This is a genomic window from Microscilla marina ATCC 23134, assembly GCF_000169175.1.
In the GTDB taxonomy this organism is placed as follows: Bacteria; Bacteroidota; Bacteroidia; order Cytophagales; family Microscillaceae; genus Microscilla; species Microscilla marina.
Genome location: NZ_AAWS01000011.1, coordinates 26,092 through 39,243, shown reverse-complemented (window position 1 = coordinate 39,243; position 13,152 = coordinate 26,092). Strand labels below are relative to the sequence as shown.

The following is a 13,152-nucleotide window of genomic DNA, read 5'->3' as shown; positions in this document are numbered from 1 at the left end:
AGTTTGTTTTTTTTCACTACAAAAACAATGACAATTTATATAAATAATTTGGACGAAGGCTATTTTTGCCAAATTTCAAAAAAATATATTGGCAATTCACTGTCAAATAGTTACACCTCTATTGCAAGTACTGTAATATCATCTCGTTGTTCTGTACCTGTCTGGTGTTGGTCAAGGGCATTGATAAGTTTTTCTTCCTGAACATTTAACGGAAGCGAGGCACACTCTTTCAGAAGTTGTTGGAAACGAGCTGTACCAAATTTCTTTCTTTCTTGATTGTTTTGATCTATGAGCCCATCGGTAGTTAAATAAAGTACTGAGCCTTTTTCTACAGCAAATGCTTGCTGAGTAAACTTGGGGGCATCAGAGTATTTACCTCCACCAATAGAGTGCCTGTTTCCTTTTATTTCTATTATCTGGTGGCTATTTTTTGGGGTATAGTATAATGGACGTTTGGCACCAGCAAAAGTTACCTGAACCTGTTGCTCATCCAATGGCTCTAGCATACACAAGCATAAATCCATTCCATCAGAGTTTGCCTGTGATTCTTGTCGCAAAGCCAAGCGGGTAAGCGCGTGTAGTTCTTCCAGCACCTGCGCAGGTTGTACTATGCGTCGATCGCTTACTATTTCGTTGAGCAAGGTATAGCCAATCATACTCATAAATGCCCCTGGCACTCCGTGTCCGGTACAGTCTACCGCAGCTACCAATACTTTATCATCTAAGTTGTCGAGCCAATAAAAATCACCTGATACAATATCCTTAGGGCGATAAATCACAAAATGATTTCCCAACAATTGTTTAATTCGCTCCTCAAAAGGCAGTATTGCCTGTTGAATTGTTTGAGCATACCTAATACTGGCAGTAATGTCCTGGTTTTTTCGATGAATAATCTGATTGGTTTTTTCGAGTACGCTGTGCTGCTTTTCTATTTCGTCTTTTTTCTCCTCAATTTCGTTTTTTTGCAACTCAATTTCATTTTTTTGATGTTGTATGCTATCACGTTGCAATTCAATCTCATCTCTTTGACGTTCAATCTCATCTTTTTGTTGGGTAAGTTCACGATTAACCGACTTAAGCACTTCTGCTTGAGCCATCATTTCTTCTTTTTGGGTTTCGAGCTCTACATTTTTTGCCGTAATTTCTTCTTTTTGATATTCCAGGGCTTCGTTTTTAGAAATAATCTCTTCTTTTTGCTCCTCCAGAATTTTATTTTTGTTGCTTATTTCGGTTGTTCTTTCTTCTACCTTAAGCTCTAAAAAATCTTTTTGTTGCCGCAAACGACGCGTATTGAGCCAAATCACTCCCCACAATAACAACAGTGCCATCAGGCAAAAGCCTATATAAGCCCATACTGTGCGATACCAAGGGGGTGTAATTATAAAACTATAAGACATTGCGGGACTCTCTATGCCATATACATTGCGGGCTTTTAAATGAAAAGTGTACGTTCCTTCGGGCAAATTGGTGTATTCTTTTTCTTTGTGGTTTACCCAAGTCGACCACTTTTGGTCAAAATTCTCCAGGTAATAGCTGTATTGAATAGTTTCTGATTGGGTATAGTAAGGTGTACTGAATGCAAACCGGAAATTGTTAAATTTGAAGGGAAAAACCTTGACCAAATTTTTGGGTTGTTTGTCAAATGTTTGCCCTTGCTTGGAGCTAAATATACCTGCAAAAATCAAAGAGTCACGCCCTTCCGAATTTTCCAGCTCTACCTTTTGTAAAAAAGTAGAAAAACTAACATTATAGTTTCGGTCAAGATCGCCACTATAGTGGATAATCCCCTCTGAAGTTCCCATCAATACCTCCCCACTTTTGAGCGTCGAAATACAGTACACATTGGCACCTTTTAATGGGGCAAAATGGTTGTAATTAGGTACATACTTTTCACCTGACTTTTTCAGAACAGCTATTTTATCACCTATCTGGCACCACACATTGCCTTGATGGTCTTCGGCAAGAAAAAACACCCTTTCACCATTGGGCACATAGCGGTCTAAAGTATCTTTTACAAATTTATTTTTTGCTTTATTAAACGAATAAATCCCCTTTTCAGTGGCAAACACTACTCTACCAGCTATTTTAAAAATACGGTTGTTGAGGTTAGAGGGCAATCCGTACTTTTTGGCATTGTACTTAGTCAGCTTATTCAGGCTATCATTTTTGCCCAACCGGAAACTGAAAATGCCTGCGTTTTCGTGCGAAGACCAAAACGTACCGCTTTGGTCTTGCTGTAGGTAGTGGTATTGATCAAATGTATTGGGATACTGGGGGTAGGTCTTGATTTTTGTCCACTGTTCACGGTTTTTTATGTTGTACATTTCCAGGCCCTCAGCCCCTGCTACCAACATTTTTTCATCAGGCATACGTACAAAACTCATTGCGTGATTTTGACCTTGGTATACCTTTCGTATGCGTTGGTTGTGTATACCCAATACCCCATCAAAATGACCTGCCCGAAGCTTACCATCCAGCTCAAAAAAGCTCCAGGTTTGCCCCGAAGAGTTTGTCATCAATTGAAAGCGGTTAGAGGCAGGTTGTAAAATATCACTTTTTCCATCCCAGTTTTTGAAATATAACCCCTGATTGGTGGCCACATACAAACGATCATTATAAAAGTGTATGTCATTAGTTCCTCCTTCTACTCCCATTCTTTGGTCAAACACAGAGATTGGCAAGCCAATTTGTAACATAGAGATGGCATTTTCGCAACCTAGCCATAAGTTTTGGTTGTAGTCAAGGTAAGCATAATACACCGAATTGCTGATAAGTCCCTTGGGTTGGTCTACCAGTTGTACAGGATTGCCAGCAGTATCCAACACTACTACTCCAGAGTTAAGGGTAGTAAAAACATAATATTTGTTGTGCAAAAAAGAAGCATTGTATATCTCGGCTTTGTTAAAAAAGGGAGTAAGGTCGGTTCGCCAAGGGGTAAAAGTTTGCCCATCGTATATATAAAAGCCTTCAGTTCGGGTAGCCACCAGTATTTTATTATCGGCAAAAGGCAGTAGGCTGTAGATGCGTTCTTTGGTAAATTTTTCGCCGTCCGGTACCAGTTCCAGTTTATCCCCCTTGAGCTTCAATAAACCCTTATCCCACTCTCTGGCATAAAACTGATCATTGACCAGGTATGCCCGATGGAATTGTTTGCCTTTACTAGGGCGAATGACTTTTACTTTGCCTTTGGCGTTTTTCAGGTCTTTTGGAAAAATATAAACTCCTGTGAAACTAATCATATAAATGGCGTCAGAACCCAAATATATATTCCACATATCGTTAAAATTTCTTTCATTTTTGGGCAGTAAAGGTAACAATGACTTATACTCCATTTTGCCCAGTGAGTCGGGCGCCAGATAACCAATTTCGCTTAAGGCACCTACATAAATTCGCCCTTGATCGTCTTTGGTCAGTGCCCTTACTACCGATTTATTGGGTAGCTCTATCAAACGCCAATTGCTCCCATCAAACTCTAGTATTCCATTGTTGTTACCAAAATACATCACCCCTCTATTATCTTGAGTGATTGCCCAGTTTTGGTTAGATGCCTTATAATCTTTTGGAGTAAAATTTTTAATGAAAGGAATGCCTTTGTTTTTGATCAAAAACTCGGATGTATTCCTTATGGCATTGTTTTGCCCTACCACAGACAGGTGGGTGCCACATAAACAAATAAATATATATATAAGATAGCTTCTCATGCAATAATCCCCCTTCTATACATTCAGTACTCTCAGAGCTTGTCAAGCAGGCACCAATTGCTGCCTTGCCTGCTCTATGCCTGTATGTGGTGCTTGTGTAGTGTGTAATCGGTCACAACTTATAAGCAAGCAACAAAACCAACAACTTCGTTCTCTTGAGTAGTGAAGCCTTATTTTAATTTACCTTTTACCTAATAATGATCAGTTTACTTTGGCTGGTAGCTCCAAATTATGAAAAAATAATACCAACTTAACCAATACCTAAAAATAAGCAAGTATTTGTGAACAAAACCCAGGTGTAAGTTGGGCAACTGGTAAGTGTGATGTACAGCATAAAAACCAGCCTTCCAGTAAGTTAGTTTTGCTATTTTTCGTGATAGTATTGCATAAACCTTTTCCGAAATTAGAAAAAAAACAGTGGACACCAAAATAGCTAAAAAAATCAGTGCCCAAAACTGTAAAGCTATTGAGAAGGATTAAAGGGGTTTTGAAGCAACCTGTTGTCTACATACAATGTATGCAAAGCTCGCATCTCCCTAATGGCATCAGGTAGTCTCTTCAGGGTGGGGTGCATGATACATCCGACTTTCCGCACCTGTGTAGCTAAAACCGAGTAATTTATTAAACCACTGTTTATGAGGCGTTTATTCAAGGAGATAGTATTTCCTAACTTCTTGCCCCAGTAACCTAATGACCTTTGTATGCATCTCATTCATATTAAGAATGAGCATAGGTTGTTCTTGATTAACCCACAAGCAGTGAATGCCTCTAAAAAACTCGAAAATCCATTTCATTGTGGGTTTTTGAGTTTCTTTTTTAGTTTGATCCAGGACAAACTCCTTTTCCTGCTGCAGGTTTTTTCTTAATTCTCTCTCCAAAGCTGCATACACCATCAGCGACAATGCCATAATCATGAGTATAGCTTCAAGTCTCTCTGGCTTTTTTACAAAGAAGCTATCAGCAAGGAAAGCTTTATCTTTCAAAAACCTAAAACCTTTCTCGACATTAGATTGTCCTTTGTAAGCCAGTAGTTTATGTCCATTCCCCCACCTTTGTGCTGTATCATTGGAAGCAATCACAAACTTGCCCTGTTTTTGTCTTAGTTGTTCATAGTGTGTGAGTTTGGTTAGTGGACACCCTGTAATACGATACCCTATGGTCTGTTTTTGAGCTCCTTTGGGAGGTTTACCTGGTTTTTTAAACCCCTTGACTTGTTGAAAATTCAGGTCTTCTATTGACAAGTACTGGCACTTTTTTGAAAATTGTTCCCAGGCTTTTTCTGCATCCTGTTTACAGCTAAAAACCTTTTTGCAAAGCTTGATAAAGTCTTGGTGCTCTTCACTGCTTTTTTTTAGGTAACGTTTTTTCAAACTATGAACATCTCGCTTATAACCTGCCTCAGAAAAGACAACCATCCATTCTTGTCTTACACCTCCATAGCTGTTGCATACTTTCTGGTAGCGGTAGTTTTTCAATTTTTCTTCTGTGAAGAATTGCATATGCTCTGGCTGTACCTGTAGGAGTAATTCTTGAACAGCAGTAAGCTTGGAAGGAACACGGGTGATCCAATAATGCCGACCTGAGATTTTACCGATGGTTTCCTCAGTGTATAAGGCACTATCTGCCACCCAACATATAGGCTGACCATTATTCTGCAAACGTTCTACATAATCATCAATGGTTTGACCAAAGCTTGTTTGGTCACTTGTATTGCCATGCAAACCTTCCATAAGCAAAGGTATGCCTGAGGAGTTTTCTACTACCAAGTTAAGCATTACCTGATTTAGGTCAGGGCGGTGATCCCGGCTGTAACCTTGGGTGATGTGAAGGCAAGAAACCTCTGCTTCGTTAAGTTCACTATTATATTGCCCTTCCAACCCAAAACTGGTCGCATCCAAGTGGCGAAACTCTGAGTCTACTTCTTCTGACAAACCCAGTATTTCATAACTCTGTGCAGCCAAATGGCTGAATAACTCACTTACACCAAAGGCATACAAATCATCCAAGCAACGACCAAGACGATCATCATTGAACATTTCTGCGCTTAGATTTTCTCCTAATAAGTGAGCAACAGGCTTATCAGAAAAAAAATGAGGACTCAGGTATAAGCGACGCTCGGCAAAACCTAAACCATTTAAAATCAAGGCTTTGACGCAAGTACCTGTGCTTACTTGATGAAGCCCATTGGTGTTAGGTAAAAGCTCATCTATTTTAGAGCTCAAGTTTAAACGATCACACATGCCACTTACCAACCCTAAGTGGTCAAGGTTTTTACTTATGGGAAATGATTGCATACCAAAAAGTAAAACTTTTGGTCGACATAAAAAAATAATGCTTTTGCAATCAAGTGATTACATCAATTATTTGTTTTCCCGAACATACGTGCGGAAAGTCGGATACATCAAGTACCTGAATTTTTTGTAATGTTGTGATAGCATTGGGCAATTGGGTTAGCCTATTACGACGTAAAACCAACCTTTGCAATTGCTGCAGCTGTTGTATTTGTTGGGGCACTTGATGAATATAATTGGCACTTAAATCTAAAGTAACCAACGCGGTCAGTTCGAAGAGGGCATCAGGCATTTGAGTAAGCGCATTGCCTTTGATTCCCCCCAGATCAAGGTATTGGAGCTTGTGCAAGTAAGCTATATTACTAGATATGATATCTATTTGGTTGTTTCTTAGACTAAGGAATGGTACCAAAATAAATTTACATTCTTAACCTCATCTTTTGAGGCTATACTTTGTTAAAAAATAGCCGAATAGCGCTGCTATTAGCCGACCATCCCTCAAGCTCGCTCAATATCCACTGGATATTGCCGTGCCGCGTCTAGCAACAAAATATTTTATTAAACTATAGAAATTTATTTTTACACCATTCCTAAGTTTGGTCAGGTTAGGCAACTTATCAATCATTTCGTCAAGCTTGACAATGTTGTTATTGGCAAGATGGAGGTTTTTAAGTTTAGTTAATAATTGTAAAGTCTCAGGGAAACTATTCAACTGTAGGCTTTCGAGGTATAAAACCTCCATATTAGGTAAGCAACTGAATGGAGTTAAATCAAGGTTGGTAAAAGGGTTTTTGCTTAGGTTTAATTTAGTAAGCCAAGGCATCTCACTAAGCATTACAGGCATACTGGTTAGAGCACAATTACTTAAGTCAAGTGATGGCAACTCTTGCTCAAAAGCCACTTGAAGTTTTTGCTTCGCCTGATCTGTCATGGCTTTGCACTTCACAAATGTTAAAAATATTTACTTTCTCTCCAGCTTTTCTTCCAATAACTTAATCTGTGCATCTTTGGCAAAAATTAGTGCTTCTTTAGTCTTAAGTAGCTCTTCAAGATAGCTTATCTTCTCTTGCAAAATCTTAGGATCCAGGTACTCCAGGCGCTCCTCTTCTGAAGCAAACATATCACCTTTACCCGTCAATAACCACTCATAAGTAGTATTAAACAAGCTTACAAACTTCATGATGGCATGCAAAGATACAGCAATTGTACCTGTTTCCATTTGCGAAAGCGACGGACGGGAAACTCCTACTTTATCTGCCACATCTTGTTGACTTAACTTTAATTTTCGTCTAATGGCGAATATTCGGTCGCCAATACCATAGTTATCTTTCATATAAAATGTTGAGATAGTTTGTGTTTGTAAATATTATTTACATAATTTGTGTTAACTAACAAAAAGAGAAGGTAATACTTACTAAAACATCTCTAAGAAGGAGTGAAATCCTTTCGTTGAACACATTTTGTAAAAATTCACAACTAATATAATATTTTCAAACCATATTAACCAATTATTTATGTATAGTTTTTTTAATGAATGGTCAGAGGCAAAACTACAGGAGGTATTTCAGCTAGAGTACCGCCCTACTGTATTGCTCGACGATTGGCTGGATACCTACAGCGAACTGTCTCCCCTTGAAAACGAGACGCTTCAAGTATTGCAAAAAAGGCTCAATACATTTGGCGAAAATTGGACCAAGTCAGATGCCCTGTTTAGCTTTATTGCTCCTTTATTTCATCTGGCAGACATGCACACTCCTCATTTTAGGCTCTTTCACCAAGAAAACCTCTTTGCGAATGTTGCCGATCATCATGTTTTTTATGATACCACCGACTTGGTAATAGGAGGAGGCACCCAACAACTGGGAAACCCTTATTTTTGTTTGGGAGTGTACGAACGCAACGACCACCACGAGTTTACCCCTGAAGGGCAATTTTTGGCGAGTTTGTTGGCTGCCCACCACATGAACAAAAATGTGTTGCCCATATATGGCGCATTGGTGGTGGACAATCACTGGTGGTATTTTGGGGTGTTACAAGGCAATCAATACGCATTGAGCCAAGTATACCTTGCCAACAAAAACAGTCTTACTCAAATTTATATGATCATTAAAGAGCTTAAGCAAATATTACTTGATTTGCAACAAGCCAATGCTTCTATCTTTCACTCTAACCCAACTCCTGTAAAAATGCTTAACTTTCGCGATTGCACCACGGCTCAACTACGCCGTAACTTTCAACTAAAAAGAACTCAAAGCAACCAACTACTCAAAGAGTGGCTAAACCAATCGCTGCCAACAAACAGTGATGAAGAACAGGTATTGTTGCGCTTGCAAAAAAAATTGACCAAACGAGTAGACAACTGGAACGAACAAGAATTGATTAAAAAGTTTATTGCCCCTTTGGTAGGCTTGGTTAACTTTGACACCCCTCATTTTCAAGAGTTTGCCAATAGAAGTTTATCTTTACGGGTAGGCAATGTAGAGCTATCAGGCAAGGTAGACGTAATGGTGGCACAAGGCATAGAAGAGCCCGAACGCCCTTATTTTTGCTTTCACGAATATAAGAAGGAAAAGGGTTGCGACAACGACCCACTGGGGCAAGTGGTGGCAGCTATGTATACCGCCCAACAACTCAACCATGATGATTTTCCAATATATGGGGCGTATGTTGTGGGGCGACAATGGTTTTTTGTGGTGTTGCACAAAAACACCTATTGTGTAAGCCTAGCGTATGATGCCACCAAACAGGAAATTTTTGACATTTACCGTATTCTCAAAACCCTCAAAACTATTATTGCAAAGGTGGTAGAGACTAAATAAGGAAGCTTATCGTCTCCACAAACCATCCTTTGACACTGTACAGAGGATGGTTTTTTTATGAACTTTATTTTATAAATCTGGCAACAAGCAAAACTTCGCTTAAGATAGGTGTACTGTTCATTACGTTTTCTTACCATAGATCAATTTTTATCAACAATCGTCTGTTTAACTTTGTTACCTAAACAGAAGCAGTAATCAACCCCAAACAAAACGTTTGATAAAATAACAATATGAACAATTTTGAATTATATGTACCCACAAAGCTGGTTTTTGGCGAAGGCGAGATAAAGAAACTAACCGACCTTGTACCCAAAGGCAAGAAGGTACTAATGCTGTATGGTGGCGGAAGCATTAAAAAAAATGGTGTTTATGACCAAGTAACCGAGGCACTGAGCAGTCACAAGGTAGTAGAGTTTAGCGGCATTGAGGCTAACCCACAATACCAAACTTTGCTCAAAGCATTGGAAATTATTAAAAACGAAAATATAGGCTTCTTGCTTGCTGTAGGCGGTGGATCGGTCATAGATGGCACCAAGTTTTTATCATCAGCAGTATTATATGAAGGCGATACTCCCTGGGACATACTCGCCAACCGTATTCGTACTTACGAGGGTTTGCCCTTTGGTACAGTACTTACCTTGCCTGCCACAGGCAGCGAAATGAACAGTGGCGCAGTAGTGAGCCGCAAAGAAACCCAAGAAAAGCTGACAATGGGTGGACCTGGCTTGTTTCCACAATTCTCTATTTGTGACCCTACCGTTATTCGATCTTTGCCTCAACGCCAACTTGCCAATGGAGTGGCAGATGCCTATACCCACGTAATGGAGCAATATATGACTTACCCGGCAAACGCGTTTTTGCAAGACCGTATTTCTGAGGGTATTTTGCAAACCCTGATTGAAGTAGCACCCAAGGTTTTGACCGATCCTAACGACTACGTGGCAGCATCTAACTTTATGTGGTCTTGTACAATGGCGCTCAATAGTTACATTCAGAAAGGAGTGCCTACTGACTGGAGCGTGCACATGATCGCTCACGAACTTACTGCTCACTATGGCATTGACCACGCCCGTACGCTGGCGATTATTTTACCCAGTGCTTACACCAAAAAGTTTGATCAAAAGAAAGAAAAGCTTGCCCAGTATGCCGAACGGGTTTTTAATATACAAACCGGAACTGTGGAAGAAAAAGCTAAAGTAGCCATTCAAAAAACCGAGGAGTTTTTCCACTCTCTGGGCATTAAAACCAAACTAAGCGACTACACTGACAATTATCAAGGTTTTGGTGATACAGTAGCCGAGAATTTGAAAGCCCACGGCATGGTAAAACTAGGCGAACACCGCGACATTACGCCTGAAGTAGCTGCCGAAATTGTGGAAATGGCTTACTAAGTTAAATAAAACGTAAGGCAACTATCCATATTTTTGTTTGCTTTCTTGTCTGCCCTGTAAATCAGGGGTAGCCTACTTCTCTGAACTTTGCTTTCGGACAACAGGCTGCCCCTGATTTTGATTAAAGAACTCTTACTCGTTAAAAACAAGTTGCCCATGCCTGTTATAGGGGCAATGCCAGGTTATTATTTTTATACTTAGCCTCTTGAGTCACATCTTCGCCAAACCACGCAGGTGGAGTAAACGCATGAGCAGCTTCTTCTGTTTCAAACTCTACTTCTACTAAATTTAACTCCTTGTGTTTGCCCAAAAACACATCTAACTCGGCAGTTAACCCATTGTCCAGGCTTATTTCATAGCGGATTTTGTCTATAGCATGGGTAGACACCTTAGTAAATAAGTTGGCAAACTCTTCTTGGGTAAGCTCCATTTCAAACTCTTGCCGCACCAAGTGTCCTTTTGATTTTACCGTAAAGGTATACACTCCATCACGCTCACGAAGCCTGACAGCTGGTTTGATGGTAATGTACCATTGTTTAATGCGGGTTTTGGGGTAACTGTCAAGGTTCTGCGGAAGTTCATTCACTAAAAATTTTCTTTCTATTTCCATCTTTTTGTTTTAAGGGTGTTTAACAACACCTTGAAATTACTCAAAACAAACCCAAGCTGCAAGTACAGCCCTAAACCACGGGATTGTAGCATGCCCGATCGCTCTTCAAAACTATCAGATGTTATGAGTGACCCATTCGTGCACCATTTTTTGGTAGTATGCTTTCAAAATTTACTTTTTCTTTTTATGTGAGATATTCTCAATAATTGAGGATAAAAATTGACCACTTTTATTACCAACCAATGGATAAAACCTTATTTAAAGTGCATACAAGCAGTATATAACCTTTAAAATATGATCAAAAAAAATACCCAGCAATCCTTTATTGTAATATTTCAAGAACACACATTCTATACACATGTTCAAAAATATCGTTTTTCAGGGGGTGAACCTTACATAAACACCTACACGTAAGGTTGTGATTACCTAGCTTTTAGCCTACCTTTGTAATAACAATAAAGGAAATAAGAACAACAAAGGATCAAATTGAAAAACTGAATATTATAGAAAAAAACACCAATCAATATTGGTATTTTTTCCACTTAAACAATGAGCATAATTTTCTGCATATCATAAAAAATATTGAGGGATTTTTATATGAACAAGTTACGCAGAGATAAGCTGTCTAAAAAATAAGTATTAAAACGATAATTTTTCACTCATAGATAAGATAGTTTTAAGATTACACATTGGTTGTGTAGATTAAAAGGTTGGTTTACAAGGTTGAATCGGTCAAGACTTTTAGTTTTGACCGATTTTTTTTGTGCTTCAGTTAAAAGGCGCACTAAAAAAATAGTATTGCCACAAGAATAGTAATAAATTAAGCAAACCACCATATATTTGCAGCTCAAAGCCTCTCAAGTATAAATTTTGGGAGGCTTTTTATTATATCAAATTAGTTAATAATTCATTTTATCTTCTGGTACAGACTGCTTTGGCAAAAACACCAGACAAACAACACTTACACATTTTAGAAATAGAGGGCTAAAGTGTGATTTACTTAAATTCAATAATCTAAATTATTCGTGATGAAAAAATCAGCTTTCACAAAATACTTCATCCTTTATATACTAGTAGCTCTTGCAATAAACCTTGCTAGTACAAGCAGTTACGCGCAAACCCAGCAATGCGACTCATGGACAGGCATTGCCAATATGTCGCGCAACTCACGAGACAACCAGTCGCTTACCTTTAGCATTGGCAATAAGGCGTATGTATGCCAAATATTGGTGGGGCTTCCTTATTTACTTGAATACACCCCTGAGACAAATACCTGGGCACAAAAAACCGGATTTCCGGGGTATGCCCGCTCTCAAGGTGTGGCTTTCTCTGTAAATGGCAAAGGATACATTGGTTTGGGCAGTCGGTTTTATACTTATTTACAAGATATTTGGGAGTATGACCCAGCCACAGACGCCTGGACAAGAAAGAATAACTTTCCGGGGCAAGGCAGAAACAACGCCCGAAGCTTTACTATAGGCAACACAGCTTATATAGGTACAGGAGACACGTTTGATAAAACCAACACTTTCAATGACTTATGGAGGTATGATCAGGACGAAGACACTTGGACAAAAGTAGCGGATCTACCTGGCAAAGCACGCTCAGAAGCGGTGTCGTTTGCCCTTAATGGTAAAGGCTTTATAGCTTTGGGAGAAGCTGATACTAGTGGTACAGCTTTAAAAGATGTATGGGCGTATGACCCTAAGGATAATAGTTGGGAGCAAAAGAATAAATTCGGGGAAAATCCAGCAAAAAAAGCCGCTGCTTTTGCCGTAAATGACAAAGGATATGTTTGTGGAGGGGTAAATCCTGAAAATAATACTGGATCGCGAAAAATGTGGGAATATTCGCCCTCTAAAGATACCTGGACACAAGTGGCCGATTATGCTGGTACTGCCAGAATAAGCCCGCGAAGTTTTGTAATTGGTACCACTGCCTATGTAGGACTTGGTATTGCCATCAATTATTTTAGAAATAATTTTTGGGCATACATTCCCTGCAAGAACAAAGGTGGGAGAACCTCTGCCTATATACAAAGTAAAAAAGCGTTGGCAACAGCTCCAAATGTACAGCTATACCCTAACCCTAGCCACGACAAAATAAATGTGGTACTTCCTGCTCCGACAAAGTACCTAAGTGTGGCAATATTTAACGTAAAAGGTGAAGTGGTAGAGACGTTGGAAAATAACCACGAAAAAACCCAAACTTTTTTAGTAGACCTAAGCCTCCAGCCTAAGGGTTTGTATTTTGTCAAAATCACTACTGATAGGGGCAACACAGTAAAGCAAGTGATCATAAATTAAGTTCTCCTTATCAATCAAGTTCCCCTTCCTGGGC

Annotated in this window: 9 protein-coding genes; 3 read left to right on the top strand and 6 right to left on the bottom strand. The window is 39.3% G+C overall.

The features are described from left to right. Positions 1–110 precede the first annotated feature (110 nt). The 5 genes from M23134_RS11740 to M23134_RS11720 all read right to left on the bottom strand — a co-directional run bounded on the left by M23134_RS11740 (position 111) and on the right by M23134_RS11720 (position 7,325). Positions 111–3,701, bottom strand: coding sequence for a SpoIIE family protein phosphatase (locus tag M23134_RS11740; protein ID WP_002696253.1), 3,591 nt, complete (start codon positions 3,699–3,701; stop codon positions 111–113). A gap of 644 nt (positions 3,702–4,345) precedes the next feature. Continuing rightward, entirely contained in the window at positions 4,346–5,995 is a 1,650-nt protein-coding gene (locus M23134_RS11735; RefSeq protein ID WP_002695583.1) for an IS1634 family transposase, read from the bottom strand. Positions 5,996–6,044: 49 nt separating this feature from the next. Beyond that, the gene (locus M23134_RS11730; protein ID WP_045113435.1) at positions 6,045–6,341 is read right to left on the bottom strand and encodes a leucine-rich repeat domain-containing protein; all 297 of its coding nucleotides are present in this window, start codon (positions 6,339–6,341) and stop codon (positions 6,045–6,047) included. 159 nt (positions 6,342–6,500) lie between these two features. After that, positions 6,501–6,923 carry a leucine-rich repeat domain-containing protein gene (locus tag M23134_RS37960; RefSeq protein WP_002696250.1) on the bottom strand — a complete coding sequence of 141 codons (423 nt, stop codon included), beginning with the start codon at positions 6,921–6,923 and terminating at the stop codon, positions 6,501–6,503. A gap of 30 nt (positions 6,924–6,953) precedes the next feature. Further along, on the bottom strand, positions 6,954–7,325 hold the full coding sequence (locus M23134_RS11720) for a helix-turn-helix domain-containing protein (RefSeq protein WP_002696247.1): 372 nt from the start codon (positions 7,323–7,325) through the stop codon (positions 6,954–6,956). A gap of 181 nt (positions 7,326–7,506) precedes the next feature. Between M23134_RS11720 and M23134_RS11715 the strand changes: the two genes are divergently transcribed. Next, on the top strand, positions 7,507–8,811 hold the full coding sequence (locus M23134_RS11715; RefSeq protein WP_002696245.1) for a hypothetical protein: 1,305 nt from the start codon (positions 7,507–7,509) through the stop codon (positions 8,809–8,811). Positions 8,812–9,041: 230 nt separating this feature from the next. Beyond that, positions 9,042–10,202 (top strand): iron-containing alcohol dehydrogenase, encoded by a 1,161-nt coding sequence (locus M23134_RS11710; protein WP_002696244.1) that lies wholly within the window; start codon positions 9,042–9,044, stop codon positions 10,200–10,202. A gap of 163 nt (positions 10,203–10,365) precedes the next feature. On the opposite strand, the gene M23134_RS11705 is transcribed toward M23134_RS11710, so the two are convergent. After that, positions 10,366–10,812, bottom strand: a complete 447-nt coding sequence (locus M23134_RS11705; RefSeq protein WP_002696243.1) for a CYTH domain-containing protein — start codon at positions 10,810–10,812, stop codon at positions 10,366–10,368. A 1,028-nt stretch (positions 10,813–11,840) separates the two neighbouring features. On the opposite strand from M23134_RS11705, the gene M23134_RS37955 reads away from it, so the two are divergent. Further along, positions 11,841–13,118 carry a Kelch repeat-containing protein gene (locus M23134_RS37955; protein WP_082226555.1) on the top strand — a complete coding sequence of 426 codons (1,278 nt, stop codon included), beginning with the start codon at positions 11,841–11,843 and terminating at the stop codon, positions 13,116–13,118. Positions 13,119–13,152 lie beyond the last annotated feature (34 nt).